Source organism: Flavobacterium sp., from assembly GCF_039595935.1.
Classification (GTDB): Bacteria; Bacteroidota; Bacteroidia; order Flavobacteriales; family Flavobacteriaceae; genus Flavobacterium.
The window spans coordinates 1,550,186-1,571,268 of sequence record NZ_JBCNKR010000004.1 but is presented as its reverse complement, the minus strand read 5'-3'; the positions used below and the strand labels follow the sequence as shown (position 1 = coordinate 1,571,268).

Annotated in this window: 16 protein-coding genes and 1 pseudogene; 10 read left to right on the top strand and 7 right to left on the bottom strand. The window is 34.0% G+C overall.

Going from position 1 to position 21,083, the window contains the following annotated elements:
* Positions 1–25: 25 nt before the first annotated feature.
* The 4 genes and pseudogenes from secA to ABDW27_RS06790 form a co-directional block, all read right to left on the bottom strand.
* A pseudogene (secA, locus tag ABDW27_RS06805) lies at positions 26–3,372 on the bottom strand (preprotein translocase subunit SecA).
* A 91-nt stretch (positions 3,373–3,463) separates the two neighbouring features.
* Positions 3,464–3,685, bottom strand: a complete 222-nt coding sequence (locus ABDW27_RS06800; protein ID WP_007138072.1) for a DUF2795 domain-containing protein — start codon at positions 3,683–3,685, stop codon at positions 3,464–3,466.
* A 173-nt stretch (positions 3,686–3,858) separates the two neighbouring features.
* Entirely contained in the window at positions 3,859–4,428 is a 570-nt protein-coding gene (locus ABDW27_RS06795; protein ID WP_343695192.1) for a cob(I)yrinic acid a,c-diamide adenosyltransferase, read from the bottom strand.
* A 154-nt stretch (positions 4,429–4,582) separates the two neighbouring features.
* On the bottom strand, positions 4,583–5,269 hold the full coding sequence (locus ABDW27_RS06790; RefSeq protein ID WP_343695191.1) for an ABC transporter ATP-binding protein: 687 nt from the start codon (positions 5,267–5,269) through the stop codon (positions 4,583–4,585).
* A 300-nt stretch (positions 5,270–5,569) separates the two neighbouring features.
* Here ABDW27_RS06790 and ABDW27_RS06785 point away from each other — a divergent pair, with 300 nt between their 5' ends.
* Positions 5,570–6,235, top strand: a complete 666-nt coding sequence (locus ABDW27_RS06785) for a DUF6565 domain-containing protein (protein ID WP_343695190.1) — start codon at positions 5,570–5,572, stop codon at positions 6,233–6,235.
* A 51-nt stretch (positions 6,236–6,286) separates the two neighbouring features.
* On the opposite strand, the gene ABDW27_RS06780 is transcribed toward ABDW27_RS06785, so the two are convergent.
* From ABDW27_RS06780 to ABDW27_RS06770, 3 genes are all read right to left on the bottom strand, one after another.
* Complete coding sequence (locus ABDW27_RS06780; protein WP_343695189.1) at positions 6,287–7,066, bottom strand: class I SAM-dependent methyltransferase; 780 nt, start codon at positions 7,064–7,066, stop codon at positions 6,287–6,289.
* Positions 7,067–7,086: 20 nt separating this feature from the next.
* Positions 7,087–7,569 (bottom strand): FKBP-type peptidyl-prolyl cis-trans isomerase, encoded by a 483-nt coding sequence (locus ABDW27_RS06775; protein WP_343695188.1) that lies wholly within the window; start codon positions 7,567–7,569, stop codon positions 7,087–7,089.
* Positions 7,570–7,692: 123 nt separating this feature from the next.
* A complete protein-coding gene (locus ABDW27_RS06770) occupies positions 7,693–9,558 on the bottom strand; it encodes an ABC-F family ATP-binding cassette domain-containing protein (RefSeq protein WP_343695187.1) in 1,866 nt (621 codons plus the stop codon).
* Positions 9,559–10,206: 648 nt separating this feature from the next.
* On the opposite strand from ABDW27_RS06770, the gene ABDW27_RS06765 reads away from it, so the two are divergent.
* From ABDW27_RS06765 to ABDW27_RS06725, 9 genes are read left to right on the top strand one after another with little or no spacing between them, the layout of a single operon-like run.
* Positions 10,207–10,992 carry a hypothetical protein gene (locus ABDW27_RS06765; protein ID WP_343695186.1) on the top strand — a complete coding sequence of 262 codons (786 nt, stop codon included), beginning with the start codon at positions 10,207–10,209 and terminating at the stop codon, positions 10,990–10,992.
* Between the two features lie 24 nt (positions 10,993–11,016).
* A complete protein-coding gene (locus tag ABDW27_RS06760) occupies positions 11,017–14,448 on the top strand; it encodes a hypothetical protein (protein ID WP_343695185.1) in 3,432 nt (1,143 codons plus the stop codon).
* A 60-nt stretch (positions 14,449–14,508) separates the two neighbouring features.
* Entirely contained in the window at positions 14,509–15,522 is a 1,014-nt protein-coding gene (locus tag ABDW27_RS06755; RefSeq protein WP_343695184.1) for an esterase, read from the top strand.
* A 36-nt stretch (positions 15,523–15,558) separates the two neighbouring features.
* Positions 15,559–16,449 (top strand): acetoacetate decarboxylase family protein, encoded by an 891-nt coding sequence (locus ABDW27_RS06750; protein WP_343695183.1) that lies wholly within the window; start codon positions 15,559–15,561, stop codon positions 16,447–16,449.
* A 27-nt stretch (positions 16,450–16,476) separates the two neighbouring features.
* Complete coding sequence (locus tag ABDW27_RS06745) at positions 16,477–16,956, top strand: hypothetical protein (protein WP_343695182.1); 480 nt, start codon at positions 16,477–16,479, stop codon at positions 16,954–16,956.
* 36 nt (positions 16,957–16,992) lie between these two features.
* Positions 16,993–17,379 (top strand): patatin, encoded by a 387-nt coding sequence (locus ABDW27_RS06740; RefSeq protein ID WP_343695181.1) that lies wholly within the window; start codon positions 16,993–16,995, stop codon positions 17,377–17,379.
* Complete coding sequence (locus ABDW27_RS06735) at positions 17,366–17,785, top strand: DUF4345 family protein (protein ID WP_343695180.1); 420 nt, start codon at positions 17,366–17,368, stop codon at positions 17,783–17,785. Before ABDW27_RS06740 ends, ABDW27_RS06735 begins: the two co-directional genes overlap by 14 nt.
* Positions 17,772–19,193, top strand: a complete 1,422-nt coding sequence (locus tag ABDW27_RS06730) for a patatin-like phospholipase family protein (protein ID WP_343695179.1) — start codon at positions 17,772–17,774, stop codon at positions 19,191–19,193. Before ABDW27_RS06735 ends, ABDW27_RS06730 begins: the two co-directional genes overlap by 14 nt.
* 8 nt (positions 19,194–19,201) lie before the next feature.
* The gene (locus tag ABDW27_RS06725; protein WP_343695178.1) at positions 19,202–21,082 is read left to right on the top strand and encodes a hypothetical protein; all 1,881 of its coding nucleotides are present in this window, start codon (positions 19,202–19,204) and stop codon (positions 21,080–21,082) included.
* Position 21,083 lies beyond the last annotated feature (1 nt).

The following is a 21,083-nucleotide window of genomic DNA, read 5'->3' as shown; positions in this document are numbered from 1 at the left end:
GCGCCTGAAAACTAAAAACTAAAAATTATTCTTTAACAAGAACCCAGGTTCCGGCAGCTAATAAACTTTCAGCTTTTTTGTATTTCATTGTTTCTGTTTTACCAGTTGCCACTTCCTGAACCGTTACAGTATCGTTACGATTGATTTTTGGCATATCTCTTACAATCGTTTCTGTAACCTGACGCTGTTGTGTTTCTCCAGCTTCACGGTTGATGCTTTCACTATTTGGAATTTCGTCTTTACTTAATTGTAAATTTTCTTTTTGACGAACTTCTCTTGCTTCGTGAATTTCAGATGTAACGTTTTGAGCCGGTAAATCACCTTTGAATAAGAATGAAATAACCTCTTTATTAACGTTGTCTAACATTCCTCTGAACAAGTTGAAAGCTTCTAATTTGTAGATTAGCAATGGGTCTTTTTGTTCGTGAACAGCCAATTGAACAGATTGTTTCAATTCGTCCATTTTACGTAAATGTTTTTTCCAGGCTTCATCAACAATCGAAAGTGTGATGTTTTTCTCGAAATCAGCAATTAACTGAGCTCCTTCGCTATCGTAAGCTTTTTTCAAGTCTGTAACAACATTTAGAGTTTTAATTCCGTCTGTAAATGGAACTACAATTCTTTCGAAATGATTGTTAGGCTCTTCGTAAACTCCTTTGATAATTGGGAAAGCTTCTCTTGCGCTTCTTTCTGTTTTTTCAGTATAGAATGCTAAAGCTTCTTTGTATACTTTTCCAGTGATTTCAATATCAGAAAATTTTGAAAAATCAGCTTCTGAAATAGGAGATGTGATTCCGAAATAACGAATTAAATCAAATTCAAATCCTTTGAAATCATTTGCCCCTTTGTTGTTGCTTACGATTAATTCGCAAGTATCATAAAGCATATTAGCGATATCCAGTTTCAAACGCTCACCAAACAATGCGTGACGACGACGTTTGTAAACTACTTCACGTTGAGAGTTCATTACGTCATCATATTCTAATAAACGTTTACGAACACCAAAGTTGTTTTCTTCTACTTTTTTCTGAGCACGTTCGATAGATTTAGTCATCATAGAATGCTGGATAACTTCACCTTCTTTCAATCCCATTCTGTCCATAACCTTTGCAACTCTTTCAGAACCAAACAAACGCATTAAGTTATCTTCAAGAGAAACGTAGAACTGAGAACTTCCCGGATCTCCCTGACGACCAGAACGACCACGTAACTGTCTGTCTACACGACGTGAATCATGACGCTCTGTACCCACGATTGCTAAACCTCCCGCAGCTTTTACTTCTGGAGATAATTTAATGTCGGTACCACGACCTGCCATATTTGTTGCAATAGTTACAACTCCGGCTTTACCAGCTTCTTCAACGATTTGTGCTTCCTGCTTGTGCATTTTAGCATTCAATACGTTATGAGTGATTCCTCTCATTTTAAGCATACGGCTTAATAATTCAGAAATCTCTACGGAAGTTGTTCCAATCAATACTGGTCTTCCGGCATTAGAAAGTTCAGTAACGTCTTCAATAACAGCGTTGAATTTCTCACGCGTAGTTTTATAGATATAGTCTTCTTTGTCATGTCTTGCAATCGGACGGTTGGTTGGAATTTCAACAACGTCTAATTTGTAAATCTGCCATAACTCACCAGCTTCTGTAACAGCAGTACCGGTCATACCACCTAATTTGCTGTACATTCTGAAATAGTTCTGTAAAGTAACCGTTGCAAAAGTTTGAGTTGCAGCTTCGATTTTTACATTTTCTTTAGCTTCGATCGCCTGGTGTAAACCGTCAGAGTAACGACGACCATTCATGATACGACCAGTTTGCTCATCGACAATCATAATTTTGTTGTCCATGATCACGTATTCTACATCTTTTTCAAAAAGAGCATACGCTTTTAAAAGCTGAGTCAAAGTGTGAATACGCTCGCTTTTTACTCCAAAATCCTGAAATAATCTTTCTTTAGCTTCTGCTTCAGCATCTTTGTCTAATTTTTGTTTTTCGATAGCAGCGATTTCAGTTCCAATATCTGGTAAGATGAAGAAATCTGAATCTGTGTCTCCAGAAAGATATTTGATACCGTTATCAGTTAATTCAACCTGATTATTTTTTTCTTCAATCACAAAATACAAAGCTTCGTCAACTTTATGCATTTCACGATTGTTATCCTGCATGTATTGGTTTTCAGTTTTTTGAAGCAATTGTTTAATTCCTTCTTCACTTAAAAACTTAATTAATGCTTTATTTTTAGGTAAAGATCTGTAGGCTCTTAGTAATAAGAATCCACCTTCTTTAGTATTTCCTTCTTTGATTAATTTTTTAGCTTCTGCTAAGAAACCATTTGCTAACTGACGTTGTTGAGCAACAAGGTTTTCGATTTTTGGTTTCAATTCGTTAAACTCATGACGATCTCCCTGAGGAACCGGTCCTGAAATAATAAGCGGTGTTCTTGCATCATCAATTAATACAGAATCGACCTCATCGACAATTGCATAATTGTGTTTTCTTTGAACTAAATCGCTAGGCGAGTGCGCCATATTATCTCTTAAGTAGTCAAAACCAAATTCATTGTTAGTTCCGTAAGTGATATCAGCGTCGTATGCTTTTTTCTTTGCTCAGTACTTGGCTGGTGATTATCGATACAGTCAACAGATAAACCGTGGAATTCGAATAAAGGTGCTTTCCACGTGCTGTCACGTTTTGCTAAGTAGTCATTCACGGTTACTAAGTGAACTCCGTTTCCGGTTAAAGCGTTTAAGTAAAGAGGAAGAGTAGCAACTAAAGTTTTACCTTCTCCCGTTTGCATTTCGGCAACTTTACCTTCGTGCAATACCATACCTCCAATTAGCTGAACATCATAGTGAATCATATCCCAGGTGATGTCTTTTCCGGCAGCGTTCCATTTATTTGCCCAGATAGATTTTTCGCCATCAATAACAATGTATGGTTTTGTTGCAGAAAATTCACGGTCTTTTGCAGTTGCAGTAACTTCAATATGAGAGTTTTCTTTGAAACGACGTGCTGTTTCTTTTACAACAGCAAACGCTTCAGGAAGAATCTCCATCAAAGTTTTTTCTGAGATTTCATAAGCTTCTTTTTCAAGAGTATCTATGGCATCATAAATATCTTCTCTTTTGTCGATATCCTCAATGTTTTCAACTTCAGCTTTAAGCGAAGCAATTTTAGCATCTTTATCTGCTCTTGCTTCTTTAATTCTTTCTTTAAAATAAACGGTTCTCGCTCTAAGTTCATCATGAGATAAGCTCATTAAACTAGTTTCGAAAGTTTTAATTTTGTTTAAGTAAGGCTGTAAAGCTTTGACATCTTTTTGAGATTTATCACCTACAAAGACCTTAATGATGCTGTTTATGAAACTCATAATTTATTTGTATTTCTTTTATTATATAATATGTGTATTTGAACCAAAAAAAAAGCCTCTGTGATGAGACTTTTTCATTTGGTTTATTTTTTTAATATTCATCCTCATTCCAAAGATAATCTTCGTCTGTTGGATAATCAGGCCAAATTTCTTCCATTGATTCATATATCTCTCCTTCGTCTTCGATAGACTGAAGGTTCTCTACTACTTCTAATGGAGCACCAGCTCTAATAGCGTAGTCTATAAGTTCGTCTTTGTTAGCAGGCCATGGCGCATCACTTAAATAAGATGCTAATTCTAATGTCCAATACATCTGTTATCTGTTTAGTTTGTGCAAAAATAAATTTTTTACTGAAAAAGACAAGTAAAATTTGATTTATTTTAATAAAATTTAAGAACGTCCCGTTAATTGCAGATTTTAGATTGTTGATTTTAGATTTATGGAATCTTGAAAAATCTAAAATCTGAATTCTAAAATCTAAAATTTTACTTCCTCGGAATCCACTTCACTTCCTCCGCTTTAAGGTCTGAGGACAACTTTCGTGCCAAGACAAAAAGGTAGTCAGAAAGTCGGTTTAAGTATTGGATTGCGATTTCCGGAACGTGTTCATTATGACTTAAATGTACTGCCAAACGCTCTGCACGACGGCATATACAGCGTGCTATATGACAATGTGACACAGTTGGGTGCCCGCCAGGTAAAACAAAATGAGTCATTTGCGGAAGAGTTTCTTCCATTTTATCTATTTCGTTTTCAAGTAACTCGATGTCAGAATCTATAATTCCAAGATTTTTTAACCGAAGTTCACCGTTTTTTAATACTTCTTTTTCCTGAGGCGTTGCCAAAATGGCGCCTACAGTAAAAAGACGGTCCTGAATTTCTATTAAAATGGTTTTATAATGTGAATCTATTTCCTGATCGCGAATTAATCCTATATAAGAATTTAACTCATCGACAGTTCCGTAACTGTCAATTCTAATATGATCTTTTGGTACACGTGTGCCTCCAAAAAGAGCAGTTGTGCCTTTATCGCCTGTTTTGGTATATACTTTCATTTTTTATGATTTTAGATTTTAGAGTTCAGATTTTAGATTTTTATTTGAATTATTTTAATTCTGATTGATTTTAGGCATTTTGAAAACAATCTAAAGTCTAAAATCAGCAATCTAAAATTAAAGCAATCTAAAATCTAAAATCAGCAATCTAAAATTATTTCGTTGTGTCGCTTTCAATTAATCCGTCTCTTAAACGAATTACTCTATGAGCGTAAGCTGCAATATCTTCTTCGTGGGTTACTAAGATTACAGTATTTCCTTGTGCGTGAATGTCTCCAAAAAGCTTCATGATTTCTACTGAAGTTTTACTGTCTAAGTTTCCTGTTGGTTCATCGGCTAAAATAATAGAAGGTTTATTCACAAGCGCTCGGGCAATGGCAACACGCTGACGCTGTCCTCCTGATAATTGATTCGGTTGATGATCCATTCTGTCTGACAGATTTACTTGTTCTAAAACCTCTGTTGCACGGGCATTTCTGTCAGATTTTGAATATCCGGCGTAAATCATTGGTAAAGCAACATTGTCGAGTGCAGTTGTTCTGGGTAAAAGATTGAAGGTTTGAAAAACGAAACCAATTTCTGTGTTTCTAATTCCCGCCAATTCATCATCTTTCATTTGGCTTACATCTTTTCCGTTTAAAACATAACGTCCGGAAGTAGGCGTATCCAAACAACCCAACAGATTCATTAAAGTAGATTTTCCGGATCCCGAAGGCCCCATCAAAGCAACATATTCTCCTTTATTGATTTCGAGGTTAATGCCTTTTAAAACGTATACAATTTCGTTGCCAAGTGCAAAATTCCTTTTTATGTCGGTTATCTTAATTAATGGATCTGCCATTTTATTTTACAATTTTGGATTTAAAAGTACGAAACACTTTTTAATAAAAATGATAAGTAGTTTAGAATTGAATTTTGTTACAAACCCTTTTTGATTAAAATATATTAAAAATAATATGTTTTTTAAAGCAAAAAATGGTTATATCATTTCGGATTGATTTTGCATAATTATCATTATTTTATGAATTTTATAGTTTTAAAATGTTTTTAAATTTTAAAATGTGATAATAATGTAATTTATTCGGTTAGCTATTTGGTAAATTTGATTATAACTTAATTAAAAATTAAAACAATCAGTATTATGAAAAATATACAATTAGTATTAGGAATTGCATTAATTGCATTAGGATTTACATCGTGTAAAGATGAAAAACAAGAACAAGCACAAAAGAAAGTTGATGCATATGTAGCTTATGTTGATTCTGTAAAAAATGTTTCGGCAGAGAATTTAAAAGCAGACTGGAAAGCTGTTGATGCTGAATATGACAGAAGATCTCAGGAAGCTCAGGCAGCACTGGCAGATTTAAAAGATAATTCGGCAGCGACCGAAAAAGTAAATGCCAGCAAAACTAAATATGAAGAATTTAAAAATGAAATGTCCACCGTTTTTGCCCCTCCAGCTCCGGCTCCAAGTCCAAAACAACAATTAAGAGACGCATTATTTGGAGCAGGAAAAATTGGTGATGATATGAATTTCAGCTGGGTAAATGCTCAAAATATTCATAGTGTTTATCAGCAGTTCGTTCATACCGTTGAAGATAATAAAGATAAATATTCGAGAGAAGACTGGGATGAAGTTAAACTAATGTATGAAGCCCTTGACAGCCGTAAAAATACAGTTGAAAAAGAAGGACTTACAGCAGAAGATAACAGAAAAATTGCCGGTCTAAAAATTAAATTTGCACCAATGTATACTGTAAACAGAATGGGTGCAAAATCTGAAGAAAATAAAGATGCTAAAAAATAATCGTAATTATTTTGAATTAGTATTAAAGGCAATCAGTAATGGTTGCCTTTTTTATGCTCGAATAACAAAATGTTCTTTTTCCTGTTCGTACCTGAAAAATACAAATCCCCATTGAAAGGTATCGATCGTTACTTTTACTTTAGGATGATTTTTTATGATTTCCCATGCTTCTTCCATTTCCGGAGACCAGTGAATATCATCAAAAATCCAAACAGAATCATTGTTTATAGTTTGCAGAAGAACTTCAAAATAAGTTAAAGTCGCTTTTTTTGAATGATTCCCGTCGAAATATATTAGATCGTAGATTTTAGAATTTAGATTTTCTGAAATCAAAAAAGATTCAAATTCAGAAACTATATTTTCAACATTTTTACAATCAAATCTATCTAATTCATTTTGAGCAGCGTTTGCCGTATTTGGACAGCCTTCAATTGTAATAACTTTTGCATTTGTGTTTCCTAAGGCAAGGGCAGAAGTCGCCAAACCTAAAGAAGTTCCAATTTCAAGAACATTTTTTGGCTGAAAATAATTTGTTACGCGAAATAATAATTCAGCGCGTTTTGGTGAAATTCCGGCAGTTGATGCAATTTTAGAAATCTGTCTTTTGTTAGATTTAAAAACTTTAGAACCTGCGCCAAAATCAGTTACTTCGATGAAATTTTTATTTTCAAGAAGTGATTTTCTGTATTTCTTTAGAATCGCATATTCTGGTTTTGGTTTCTTATCATAGAAGCATTTCGTTAGTAAACTAAAAACAAAAGGCGAATGAACTCCATGTTCGTTTTTAGAATTCCAAAGAAATTTTAAATAAGATTTGATTTGAAAAAGCATTCTGGAATTTTGAAAATATCTTAATTAACCGATTTTAATGTTATATCGAATATAAGCACCGATCCTCCGGGAATGGATTTATAATCTTTACTTCCGTAACCTAAATGTGAAGGAATTAAAAGTTTTCCTTCTCCTCCTGGTTTAAAAAACGGAATTCCTTCTTTCCAACCCTGAATTACCTGATTTAAACCAAACGAAACTCCTTTTTTCTCTTCTCCTTCTTTTACATCTTTATCAGTTTCGTCGAATACAGTGCCATCTGTAAAGTAGCCTTTATAAATAACCGTAACATTTGAATTAATTGTAGGATTATCTCCTTCGCCTGGTTTATCTATGATATAATACAAACCAGAATCAGTTCTTTGAGCTGTTAAATTATTGGCTGCTAAATAATCAGTGATTTCTTTTTCGTTTTGAGCCGTATAATCTGTTACTTCATCTTTGTCTTTAGAACAAGAAATAAAAAGTGCTATTGCAAGTAAAGCTGATAAAAGTTGTTTCATTTTTTTATTTTTTTTGTACTTAAAAGTAAGTTTTGTTTCTCAAAGATTCACAAAGAAACGCAAAGATTCACAAAAAATTTCGTGTAGCTCTGTGTCTTCTTTGTGAATCTCTGTGTAATCAGGCTATCCTTCAAGCTTTGCTGAAAGTTCGAACCAGCGTTCTTCTTTCTGGTCAATTTTATTTATTATACTTTGTAACTCGTTTGCCTTTTTCTCGATATCTGCATCAGCAACTTTTCCGTCAGAGAATAATTGTTCGATTTTGGTTTTTTCTATTTCTAAATCTTTTATCTCTCTTTCGATTTTTTGATATTCTTTTTGCTCGTTGAAAGTTAAATTTCCGGTTGTATTATTTTGTTTCCAGTCTTTCTTTTCTGTTTTCGTTTCTTCTTTTGCTGAAGAAACATCGGCGCTGTCTTCATACGCTCTGAAATCAGAATAGTTGCCGGGAAAATTTTCGATTTCGCCCTGTCCTCTAAAAACAAATAAATGATCGACAATTTTATCCATAAAATAACGATCGTGCGAAACTACCAATAGACATCCTGGATAATCTAAAAGAAAACTTTCAAGAACATTTAGCGTTACGATATCCAAATCGTTAGTAGGCTCATCGAGAATCAAAAAGTTCGGATTCTGAATTAAAACGGTACACAAATACAAACGTTTTAATTCTCCACCGCTTAATTTCTCAACATAATCATATTGTTTTTTAGCATCAAAAAGAAATCTTTCTAAAAGCTGTGAAGCCGAAATAATTTTTCCTTTTGTCAGCGGAATATATTCTCCGTATTCTTTAATAATGTCAATAACACGCTGCCCCGGTTTTGGATTAATTCCAGATTGAGTGTAGTAACCTATTTTTATAGTGTCACCTTTTACAACTCGTCCGCTGTCTGGCGGAATTGTTCCAGTTAAAAGATTTAAGAAAGTCGATTTTCCAGTTCCGTTTTTACCAATAATTCCGATTCTTTCGCCGCGCTGAAAATCAAAACTAAAGTTGTCCAGAATAACGCGGTCTTTGAATTTTTTAGAAAGTTTGTGAAGCTCAATAATTTTACTTCCCATTCTTTCCATATTAATTTCAAGTTCGACTACATTTTCTTTTCGTCGGCTTTGCGCTTTTTCTTTAATAACGTAAAAATCATCCTGACGTGATTTAGATTTGGTTGTTCTCGCTTTTGGCTGGCGGCGCATCCATTCTAATTCTTTTACAAAAAGGTTTTTAGCTTTGTCTATACTAGCGTTTTCTGAGGTAATTCTTTCTTCTTTTTTCTGAAGGTAATAAGAATAATTTCCTTTGTATTGGTATAATTTTCCGTTGTCAAGTTCGATGATTTCGTTGCAGACACGTTCTAAAAAGAAACGGTCGTGTGTTACCATAAACAACGTAATATTTTCTTTAGCAAAATAACTTTCAAGCCATTCGATCATTTCCAGATCTAAGTGGTTGGTTGGCTCATCCAAAATTAATAAATCCGGACGGTTGATTAATATGATAGCCAGTGAAAGTCGTTTTTTTTGTCCTCCCGAAAGACTTTTAACTTTAAGTTTAAAATCTTCCAGTTTTAATTTAAATAGAATCTGCTTGTACTGTGTTTCAAAATCCCACGCATTGTGCTGATCCATGGCGTCGAAAGCTTTTTGGTAAGCTTCTTCATCAGAAGGATTTTCAAGTGCTTTTTCGTAAGCTTCAATTACTTTAAGCGTTTCATTATCAGAAGCAAAAATACTTTCTTCAATCGTTAACTCATCCTGTAAATTATTATCCTGCGAAAGAAATGCCATTCTGATTCCTTTTCTCAAAACCACCTGTCCGGTATCTGGTTCTTCCAAACCATTAATAATGCTCATAATGGTTGTTTTTCCGGAACCATTTTTGGCAATAAAGGCAATTTTTTGGTCTTTGTTGATTCCAAATGAAATGTTGTCAAAAAGGACTCTTTCGCCAAATGACTTCGATATATTTTCTACAGATAAGTAATTCATGAAAATTATAACTGAAATATCAGTTTCTATTTAATTAAATAATTCTAAAAGCGCAAAGATAGGCTTTTGAATGAGAGAAAAAAAGAGCTGTTTTAAAAGGTTAATTGCTTTGAATAGAAGGGAATATTTATAGAAAATATGTCACTCCTCCGGAGCTTTTATCTTGTAAACGTCTTTTTTCCCTATAAATATTTTGCTTCTCCGAAGCTTATTGATCTTCTGTTTGATTTATTAAAATAAACCCTTACAAAAAAAGGGTGTTTTCACCCGTAAGTATCTGATTTTAAATAGTTAATTTTGGTCTTTAGTTTTGTGGGATTATCTTTTAAATAGTTAAAAAAGGGTCTTCTGTGATCAATTATAAAAGCAGAAGAGAATTCGATTTATTAAAAAGATATACTTTATTTTTTTTCACATTACCAAACAATATTAGCCTGTATAGTATTATGATACAAAGAAATGATAGTTGAAGAAAGTTTTTAAAACAACTAATTTTTTTTGAATGATGTACTGGAGTTTACTTCTAAAAAAATAATGTCAATTTAGGTCGAACAATATGTTTTGGTCTTTATGCATGTAATGTTACTAATGTAACGGCAAAACTTTTTACGATTCATTTTTTTTGAAACTAATTAATTATAAACTATCATGGCTTCAATAGTTCCACCAGACAAAAAAAGCAATTATGAAAGATTATTTGCTTCCTGCGTTATAAGAGAGATTAAATATCCTGAAATTGACAGGATAATAACAAAAATGGTTTCTAATAAAACGAGATACCAATCAGTTGGAGATCAGTTAAATATTCCCTGGTATGTTATTGCCATTATACACTGTATGGAAGGCAGTTTGAGCTTTGATAAACATTTACATAATGGAGATCCGCTTACCAAACGTACGGTACAAGTTCCTGCAGGTCGTCCTAAAACCGGAACGCCGCCGTTTACTTGGGAAGAAAGTGCTAAAGATGCTTTGGTTTATGATAAATTAAACACCTGGACAGATTGGAGTATTGCGGGAATTCTCTATAAACTGGAATTATTTAACGGATTAGGCTATTATAGACAAGGTATTAATTCGCCTTATTTATGGAGTTATTCTAATCATTACACTAAAGGTAAATATGTTCAGGATGGGCGTTATGATCCTAATGCTGTTTCTAAACAATGTGGAGCTGCAGTACTATTGAGACGCTTAATGGAACAACAGCAGATACCTGTAATAAACGATCATATCGTAGAAGAAATACTAAAACTGGGAGACAAAACATCGTACTATTCCGGCACTGTTACAAATGAAGCTATAGAATTGCAAAAACTGCTTAATCGCGCCGGAAGTGTATTAAGAGTTGATGGTAAAGCAGGCGAAAGAACTTCTACTGAATATTTTAAGTTTAGTAAAAAGTATTTAAAAGGAGATCCAAGAAGGGTTTAATGTTTTATTTAATTCGACAAACAAATGGAACTGTTTTCTACTATAAGTGAATCTTTTAAAAAACATACTTATTCTATAATAACAGCGCTGGTTATTGCTTTGTTGACATTTGGTTATTTGTACTATATTCTTCCCAATAATGAGAGAAAAGAAGATGCCAAAAATATAGCCATTTTAAAAGGTATTGAAGAACAGCTTAAAACCTACTTTGACGATCAGGTAAATTACATTAGTGAAAACAAAATGGACACACTGAATCTTTCACAATATAAAGGTTCACCTACTGTGTATATTGATACCATACTAATTAATAAAAAGAAATTTAAACAATTAGAAGACGGTACAATCAGACTATTTAGAACAATCAAATTGTCTATTTCTTCTGAAAAAAATAAAAAGACTTTTAGCTCAAAAATTATAGAAGTTCCTGACAGCACTGATATTGACTTAACTAAATTTCTAACTAAGATTAATTCTACAACACATTTTTCTTCCTTTTACATTTGTCCAATTGAAAACGGAAGCTGCCTGACAAATAAATCCTTTATATCTCAAAACATTAGTTTGGCAGATCAGGATAGCTTGGTTAAAAACAACAGGAAGAATGGCCCTTTTAGCTTTAAAAAATCTGCAAAGCGTTATTATGCCGATCAAATAAAAATTCCACGAACCAGTTACTCCATATTCTTAGCGACAGGAATTGATAATTCTACTTTTCAAACCAGTATTCGGCAAATTGATACCGGCTTGTTGATTTTCAGTCTGCTTTTAGTTGTCATACTGATATTAGGAATAAATTTTATAAAACCTGTCATAAGCAGTTATACAGAAAGGCTCAGCCAGACAGATTTGGTTGGAGTTGCTTTTTCGATTGGGGTTCTGATTGCCGTTTTGGTTGTGTTTGGAATATTGTCGTATTGGAATAACGCTTTAAAAACCAGAAATACAGACGATTTAGAAAAGCTGGTTGAAAACATTGATTCTTCTTTTAGCGGACAAATTAAGGCGTATCAAAATTGGACAACCAAACCAATACTGGAAGAAAAATGGAATAATTCGAATAATACATTTGTTGGAATATCTTTAAAAAAGACTTCGGCAGCGGCTTCTGTAAATAAAAAATCGGGCAGAAAAAGAGATAAAGAAAATAAAAACAGGAGTGAAAATAACCCCGAAATAATAAGAAGTTTTCAGGAAAGTTCGAAGTTGTTCGATCATTTAGACAGTTATTTCCGTATGGACGAAAAGGGATTGATAACAACAGATTTAAGCACCACGGTTCCTGATATACGCAGAAAATATTCGGATAGAATGTATTTTCAGATACTAAAGCAGAATAAATTAAATAATCAAAAAATAGATAATTTGCTTACGGCTGTATTTTCCAGAGAAAATAACAGATACCAATGGATATACGCCGAAAAAAAATCAAATTCAAAAGGGATTAATAAAGGAATCGCTTTTAGACAATACTTTTCCGAAGAAATAAACCTGCCTCCTGGAACAGGTTATATGCTCATAGATCGAAATGGAGAGGTATTGATGCAGAATGATCCCGAAAAAAACTTGTATCAAAATTTACGAAACGGATCAAAAAGAAACCTCGATCTGATAAGTTTGTTATCTGGCGTTGATAAGAAATCTTTTGAAATAGAGTATCAGGGAACAGCTTATCAGATATATGCAAAAAAACTAAGCATCAAAGTTGATTCTCCTATATACATTTTAGGAACCCGCGATTTATCTCATCTCAATCGTTTATCAATGTTTACTTTTAGTAACGGATTCTTAATTTCTCTTTTTTACGGCTTTTTCATATTGGTAATTACATCTGTTTATTCAGCTCTTTTTTACTCTGGCCGTCTCAGTCTGTTTTCAAACCATCATTTTTATCATCTTTTTCCGGATAATACACGAGCATTTCAATATAAACGTTTATTGATAGTCAATTCTGCAGCAATACTATTGACTGTTGTATTGTCTTTAATATCTTCTCCTTCAATAGCATTTGTTTTCTGTTTATTGGTCGGGGTTAATTTGGTGCTCATTAACTTAATAACACTAAATATCCGCACTTCAGATCCTGTAAAAGAGCTTGTAAAACTGTTACTGTTTTCATTTGTTTTTGGTATTTGTCTGCCTTTGATTTTGTTTTCTTATTGCAATTTATATTTTGCGATCATAGCTCTTTTTATTACTCATGTCAGACTAATTTTTTATTACAGAGGCTGGAGAGAAAGAGAAAATGACGATTTAAAATCCTTTAAAAGTTTAAATGAAGGAGTAAAAAGAAAAGATTATACACGATTTTTAACAGCAAGATTATTGTATCATTTTGCTGTGTTTCCGTTTGTATTGATCAGTGCTTTTTATGTTAACGAATTAAATGACTTTGCCCGTTATTATTGTTCTTCGAATCAAATAAGTGAACAAAATAAAGATTTTAATAAGCAAATTATAAACGCTTACAGCTGCAATTGTAATGCAGAAGGTAAAGCCCCATTTTTATTGCCTAATTGCAAAGACGATGTAATTCAAAAAGCCAACCTTAGATTTTTAGATCGTCCGGCTATGTTTGAAATTAAAAATTTCACATTTAATTCTCTTAACGGCAAATACTATCTAAACTCTAAGGCAATTCTGCAAAGTGAGAACTGGTATAATTTCAGTTTGATTGTTTCGTCATTGTTTATCGGGCTCTTTTTTCTCACTATTCTCATCTATTATTTACTAAACTTTTACAGCAACCGTTTCTTCTTTTATGATTTGATGCAGGCTGGTTATGAGAAATATTTTCCGTGTAGAAAAGAGCCGTTAGAAAACGATCACATTTTTATTCCGATGGTGAATGACAATGATATTAAAGAACTGATTGAAAAACCCAATAAGAAAACAGCTGTAGATCAAACCAAATGCACAGACCGCGACATAACAATCAATGAAGTTTTTGATAAAGACAGTAATGATGAAATATCACCGGCCTTAAGAATGGACTTTATACTGAATTACAACAATCAGAAATTTGCGGATGAATATGAAAAAGTATGGGAATCTTTACCCAAAGAGGATGAAACCCGCAATGTTCTTTTTGATTTTGCCCAAGACCATTTTGTAAACTATAAAAACAAAGATATCCTGATCAATCTTATGGAAAGAGGAATAATCGATTGTCACCAATTAACGGGGAGACTTAAAATTATGAGTTTGAGTTTTAGAGTATTCATTTTATCCAAAATTAAACGCGATCAGGACTTTATAAAAGAATTTAAAGACGAAAGCAAGAACGGCACATTCAGCAAATTGAAATTTCCAATTTTAATTGTTGCTATCAGTGCATTGCTTCTGTTAATGTATTTAAATAAAGACAGCTACGACAGAGTTGCTGTAATGGGCGGCAGTATAGTATCTGTAATTGCATTAATCAATAAATTTCTTGAAGCCAATAAAAGCTTGTAACAGAATTACATAAAACAGTTTATGAAAAACAATAGATAATAACAGTTCAATTTTTGCCATATGCCAAATCATACTTTTGATATTATTCCTTTTAAAGCCCTTGATGGTTTCGACTGTAATTTGTGGAGATTAAAACATGAAGGTTCTAAACACCGCGGCCCGGTACTTTTGGTACATGGGGCAGGAGTTCGTGCCAACATTTTTAATCCGCCCAATGAAATCAATTTATTGGATATGCTTGCTGAAGCCGGTTATGATGTATTTCTTGAAAATTGGCGCGCCAGTACAGAACTGCCTGCCAATAAATGGGATTTAGATATTGTAGCTAAAAATGATCATCCGGCAGCGGTTCAAAAAGTATGTGAAATCAGCAATTCAAAAAACTGTAAAGCCATTATTCATTGTCAGGGATCGACAAGTTTTATGATTTCGGCTGTTTTGGGTTTAGTTCCTCAGGTTACAACCATTGTTACCAATGCCGTTTCGCTTCATCCTGTTGTGCCTTCGTGGTCGCGTGTAAAACTTGATGTAATTCTTGAAATGGCTGGTACAATAACAAATTATCTTAATCCCGCCTGGGGAAATAAAGCACCTGATTTTCGCTCTAAATTTTTTAAAGCCTTAGTGCTTGCTACCCATTTTGAGAAAGATACCACGGTAGGAAAATTTGTGAGTTTTGTTTATGGTTCCGGATTTCCGGCTTTATGGGAACTGGAAAACCTGAGCGATGAAACCAAAGAATGGATACGATATGAATTTGGTCCCGTTCCGGTTCATTTTTTCAGGCACATAAGAAAAGGGGTTCATTATGGTTCGCTGGTTTCTGTTGATGGCAAAAAACGTTATGCCGATGCAAATCCGGAGACAAATGCCCGCTTTGTATTTTTTGCAGGCAGACTCAATAAATGTTTCAAAAGCAAAAGTCAGGAAGATTCCTTTAACTATTTCAATAAAATAAAACCGGACTATCACAAACTTCATGTATATGAAACGTATAGCCACTTAGATATTTTTCTGGGTAAAAATGCACATAAAGATATTTTTCCAGTCATGATAGAAGAACTGAATAATTGAAGTTGGTAATTAAAATAACTATTAAAATTCTACCCTATGTCACTACCTAAACGGATTAAAAATTATGAAGGCCGCTTTGCCATGGTTGACGGCATTACTTTTAAACTGCCTGTGAATGCCGAAAAATCGCCTGCACTTATGGCCGGTTTTTTATGTGATTACGAAAAAGCAAAAGCTTTACTGCCCGGTAATGAACTCCATCCTGTAAAAGCCTTTGGAGGTAAAGCCGTTTTTATGGTTACAGTAATAGATTACCGCCACACTTCTATTGGCAAATATATAGAATACAGTTTAGCACTTGCGGTAACGAAGGGAAGCAAACCCGCTCCGGCATTTCTTCCGGCCGTACTAATGAAAACATACAAAACAGGACAATTTATTTTAGACCTGCCTGTGAGTTCTGAAATATCAGTTAAAGGAGGAAAAGGAATTTGGGGAATGCCAAAACATAAAGCCAGTCTTGATTTTATAATAACAGAAAATCAGGTAAGCGCTCAATACGAAAAAGACGATCAGTTTGCTTTTAGGATTGAAATAGACAAACCGAAAAAAACAAATTTTCCAATAAATATTGGAGCAACCAACTACAGTCATTTTCGTAACATGCTCATGGCATCTTACATACATTTTAAAACCAAAGCCGGAATTAAATTCGGGAAAAGTGCAACAGGCCGATTGTTTATTGGAGACCATCCCCGAACTAAATTTTTAAAAGACCTGAAAATAGAAAGCAAACCCTTTTTTACCATGTATATGCCCGAAGCAAATGGCATACTTGACGATCACTTTGAATGTTGGTTTATGACGTATGAAAAACAGCCCGAAAAAGTAACACCCGAAGGTTTTGAAAGCGTCTTTGATCTCAAATTAAATGAAGACTGGCTTCCGGCACCATCATTTACAGATTATCAAAAATTTAAAATTTAAGTTTTCTAACCTAAAAAAAACAGCATCATGAAAATAAAACAGATATTAATCGACCTTAATAACGCTTACATCTTTTTTTGTTCATCAGTATATCTTGGGATGTTCTGGACATTACATTTCTTTTGGTTTCCGCATTATCCGTCTACGTTGAATATTTCGAATTATTACGATGCCATAATTCCGCAGACAGAAACAGCAACCAAGTATTTTTTTGTAACCATTCCCATTATGTCTTTCTGTTTGGTAATCATGCTGATAACAGAATGGAAAGGAAAACTAAGATGGGTGCCATTATTATGGATTCCGGGTTTGCTCATTCCGGTAATAGTACAGCAAAAGTTTATTGAAGATATAAACGATCAGTTCAAAGCGGGCGTAACAGATATGACTGTACTCCAGCAATTACTAAAAGACTGGATGTTTTACAATGATGTCCGTTTTTATATACTCACCATAATGTGGGCCGTAACAATGTATTTTTTCATTGCCAAAGCACGCAGAGCCTAGCTTATTCTCAGATATAAATAATCAAAATACTGCCCTATGAAAAAAGTCATACGAGTTATTCTTCTTTTGATTTCCTTAACCACACTCTTATCTGGTCTTATACAGATTATAGTGCCGGCTTTTGTGTTAAATTTTGTAGGTGCGCCTATTGATACGGCATCCAAACAATTATTTGCGACCATTGGCATGTTTATGTTTCTTTTTGGAGGAATGATGGTTCATGTTTTATATAATGAAAATGAAAACCGAGTAGCGGTAATTTGGTCAGGATTTCAAAAATTAGGAGCCTCTGCGGCGGTTTTTGTCGGAATATATAAAGGCGTTTTTGTGCCTCTGGCTGCCGGAGTTGCCGTATTTGATTTACTGTCGGGGATATTGTTTTTTTATTATCTAAAAATAGCAAAAGAACATGCGGTCAGCTAATTACTTTTTTTATTACACCTATATAGGATTGGTAATTATAGCGGGCTTTTGGGGCGCTTTTATTAATCCGGGTTTTGATTATCGTTTACTCTTTGACTTTGATGTACACTCGTTACCTGATTTTCAAAGAATAAACATGATAAGTCAATATCGGTTTTTAAGAGCAATTGAATTAGGATTTGGCATATTCTCAATATTGTTTGTAAAAGATATTTTCAGCGAAAAGAAATTCAACACATTTTTCATCTTTACGATGAGTGCAGGCGTGCTGGCAAGAATTACTTCTATAGTAATGGATGGTTCTCCAAGCTTATTAATGTATTTCTTTTTGGGTTTTGAATTAATAGGAGTATTGGTAATTTATTTTTATTCACTCAAACTTATTGCACAAAATGACATTAAGTAAGAACGGCATAACAGGCATAAATTCAGACGGAATAAAACGTTCTCTGATACTCGCAGGCGGCGGTGCTCGTCTTTCGTATCAGGCCGGCGTTATAAATGCATTGGAAGAAGAGGGATTAAAATTTAATCATTTTGACGGTACTTCCGGCGGAATTTTTAACACAGCTATGATATGTTCGGATATTACTCCCAAAGATATGGCTATGCGCTGGCGAAAAGTAAATGTTATGAATTTTTCATCTTTACTTCCTTTCAAAAATTATTTCTCAAAAAGCACTTTTAATGCAATAGGCGATGCAGATGGAATTCTTAATAAAGTGTTTCCAACGTTGGGAATAGATATTAAAAAGATGAATGCAAATGCTTCAATCGATGCCACTTTTAATGTCTGTAATTTTTCAAAAAAAACAATTGAAGCCCTTTCTAGTCAAAAAGTAACCCTTGAACATTTAATAGCAGGAATGTCACTGCCTATTTTTATGCCGGCTGTAAAAATTAAGGGAGACTGGTATACCGATGCAGTATGGATTAAAGACGCCAATATAAATGAAGCCATAAAACGAAATCCGAATGAAATTTGGTTAGTGTGGGCGATAGGAAATTCGCATGAATTTTTAAACGGATCCTTTAACCAATATGTCCATATGATCGAAATAAGTGCAAACGGCGGTTTGCTTCTCGAGTTAGAACAATTGGAAACGGCCAATAGTAAAAAAGAGAAAGAAAAAATTACTCTGCATGTAATAAAACCAGAGTTTCCGCTGCCATTAGATCCGGATTTAATGTTTTATAAAATTAATGTAGATGAATTAATCAATCGCGGTTATGCCGATGCCAAATATTATCTGCAAAATAAACCTTTAAATGGAGTAAGTCCTGATTACAAGGCTTCTTTGATGAAAGAACCCGGAATTTCATTCAACTTTAGATCGCTCTTTTCCGGAACCCTAAATTGGAAAAATAAACCAGCTGACTTTTCGCTAAACATTCATTTCAATTTCAGGTTAATAGATGATGAACTGGTTTTGCGAGCCTATTGTTCATTAGCATTTAATAACAGTATTTACAGAATCTCAACCTACAATAATCAGGTTACCCTTAATCATCAGGAGAGAGTTTTAGTTTATGGAAGCAGTTTTGTTTTTGAAGATGAGGTTTTTCATTTACAATGCGAGCTCGATTTAATCAGTCAATACGATTTATTGTTAGGTATGGAATTTAAAAAAGCATTTTGCACCATTAGCAGTGATAAAATTCCAAAACCAATTGCATTTATATTAAAACAGCGCGCCTGGAGCCGTATAAAAAATATTCCTTTCATCCATATAAGCAGTAGCAGCAGCTGGCTGAAAAAGCAGAAAGAAAAATTTAGAGTACTCAAAAAAGTGTATCAAAAACCTACTTTATAATTACAGATATGAGTTTACAAAAAAAATACATTCAGCCCAAGATGGTTAACTGGTATCAGCCTTCTATTTTGGCATCGACTGCTTTGAGAACCATTATTTCGGGGACTTTTGCAAACTATGCCGACAAACGAGAACTAGAAGCGGCTCTGGATCCGGAACACAAATTCTACGATCATTCTGTAAAAGAAAATGCCGACGGAACCAAAACGCCTTTAGATGAAATATGGCTTGATTATATTTCGGATACAGGTGACGGATTTAACCCAACTTATACTGTTGCTTCTCTCGCCGCAAAAGATTTATCTTTAAAACTGCAGCCAAGTTATGAATTAACGCCTGACAGAAAAACGGATGAAAAACAGAAGCGAGTAGAAACTCTTAAAGAAGAAGGAAGCGAATTGCTAAAATCCGGAAATCTGTTAATATTAGGCGGAGATCAGGTTTACCCAACACCCGGAATGGAGGATTACACAAACCGATTTAAAATTCCGTTTAGCGCCGCACATGTTATTCCGCAAGGTCAAGATAGACCACCGGAAAATGAAAGACCTGTAATGTATGCCATTCCTGGAAATCATGACTGGTACGATGGATTAACCAATTTTATGAAGCTTTTTGGTCAGGTGCGTTGGTTGGGAAATTGGATTACGCGACAAAAGAGAAGCTATTTTGCCATTAAACTGCCTCATAATTATTGGTTATGGGGAATAGATATACAGCTCAATGCAGATATCGATGAGCAGCAGAAACTTTACTTTGAAAAAGTAGCAAAAGAAAGTATGCCGCCAGACAGCAAAGTTATTTTATGCACGGCAGAACCTAGCTGGGTTTATAAGCAGGTAAAATGCAATGACGAAACTTATAAACGTCTGAAATATTTTGAAGAATTATATATTACAGCTGACTCGTATAAAAAAATAGGCAAGACATTTAAAATTGCAGCAACCCTTACAGGCGATCTTCATCACTATTCACGTTACTCAGAAGAACGTTTAATGGGAGACGGAGAAAATAAAACCGAATGCAATCATTTATTTACTGCGGGCGGCGGCGGCGCTTTTATGCATACAACTCACATGCTGCCTAAATCATTGGATAAATTAAGCGAAGATTACGTTTTTATGAAATCCACACTAAAATCATATCCAAATCTCGAAATGACTTTTCCTTCCAGAAAACTTTCTAAAAAACTGATTTTTTTAAATCTCATTTTTCCTTATTTCAATAAGTTCTTCTGCCTTCTTATGGGATTTCTGGCATTAGCTTTTTTATGGAATATAGTCGCAGCGGGTGATATTGGCAGTAACACATTTGGTGAGTCATTTTTCTCAGGTTTTATTACTTATATAAGTGAACTTTTTGACGACATAATTTACAATCCAATACTGCTTTTTATGTCGCTGTTGGTATTAATTGGTTTTACCTTTTTTACCGATACGGCACGCACAAAATGGTTTTATTTATGGGGCTTTTTTCATGGGCAGTTCCATTTGCTGGCCATCTTTTTTTCGACATATATCGCTCAGTCTTTCTTTTACAATCCTTCTTTTGAAATAAACGAACCTTGTAAAATTGCAATTGTTCTGGCATACTGCGTGTTGGTAAGCGCACTTTTAAACGGACTGTTTATGGGAATATATCTATTTGTAAGCGGTTACTTTTTTAACATACATATTACAGAAGCTTCTTCATCATTTTCATATGAACATTATAAAAATTTCCTCAGAATGCACATTAACAGTGATGGCGATCTTACGATTTATCCGGTTGGAATAAAAAAAGTCGTTAGTCAATGGAAGCAAGACGAAACAGGAGAAGATATTAAGTTTACTTCAGAAGATTCTCCTGAAGTTTTTTTAATAGAACCACCAATCATCATTAAAAAATAAC

Excerpts from the sequence above, each read along its gene's own strand:
- ABDW27_RS06800 (WP_007138072.1), bottom strand. The coding sequence starts at position 3,685 with ATGTATTGGACATTAGAATTAGCATCTTATTTAAGTGATGCGCCATGG.
- ABDW27_RS06795 (WP_343695192.1), bottom strand. The coding sequence starts at position 4,428 with ATGAAAGTATATACCAAAACAGGCGATAAAGGCACAACTGCTCTTTTT.
- ABDW27_RS06790 (WP_343695191.1), bottom strand. The coding sequence starts at position 5,269 with ATGGCAGATCCATTAATTAAGATAACCGACATAAAAAGGAATTTTGCA.
- ABDW27_RS06785 (WP_343695190.1), top strand. The coding sequence starts at position 5,570 with ATGAAAAATATACAATTAGTATTAGGAATTGCATTAATTGCATTAGGA.
- ABDW27_RS06780 (WP_343695189.1), bottom strand. The coding sequence starts at position 7,066 with ATGCTTTTTCAAATCAAATCTTATTTAAAATTTCTTTGGAATTCTAAA.
- ABDW27_RS06775 (WP_343695188.1), bottom strand. The coding sequence starts at position 7,569 with ATGAAACAACTTTTATCAGCTTTACTTGCAATAGCACTTTTTATTTCT.
- ABDW27_RS06770 (WP_343695187.1), bottom strand. The coding sequence starts at position 9,558 with ATGAATTACTTATCTGTAGAAAATATATCGAAGTCATTTGGCGAAAGA.
- ABDW27_RS06765 (WP_343695186.1), top strand. The coding sequence starts at position 10,207 with ATGGCTTCAATAGTTCCACCAGACAAAAAAAGCAATTATGAAAGATTA.
- ABDW27_RS06760 (WP_343695185.1), top strand. The coding sequence starts at position 11,017 with ATGGAACTGTTTTCTACTATAAGTGAATCTTTTAAAAAACATACTTAT.
- ABDW27_RS06755 (WP_343695184.1), top strand. The coding sequence starts at position 14,509 with ATGCCAAATCATACTTTTGATATTATTCCTTTTAAAGCCCTTGATGGT.
- ABDW27_RS06750 (WP_343695183.1), top strand. The coding sequence starts at position 15,559 with ATGTCACTACCTAAACGGATTAAAAATTATGAAGGCCGCTTTGCCATG.
- ABDW27_RS06745 (WP_343695182.1), top strand. The coding sequence starts at position 16,477 with ATGAAAATAAAACAGATATTAATCGACCTTAATAACGCTTACATCTTT.
- ABDW27_RS06740 (WP_343695181.1), top strand. The coding sequence starts at position 16,993 with ATGAAAAAAGTCATACGAGTTATTCTTCTTTTGATTTCCTTAACCACA.
- ABDW27_RS06735 (WP_343695180.1), top strand. The coding sequence starts at position 17,366 with ATGCGGTCAGCTAATTACTTTTTTTATTACACCTATATAGGATTGGTA.
- ABDW27_RS06730 (WP_343695179.1), top strand. The coding sequence starts at position 17,772 with ATGACATTAAGTAAGAACGGCATAACAGGCATAAATTCAGACGGAATA.
- ABDW27_RS06725 (WP_343695178.1), top strand. The coding sequence starts at position 19,202 with ATGAGTTTACAAAAAAAATACATTCAGCCCAAGATGGTTAACTGGTAT.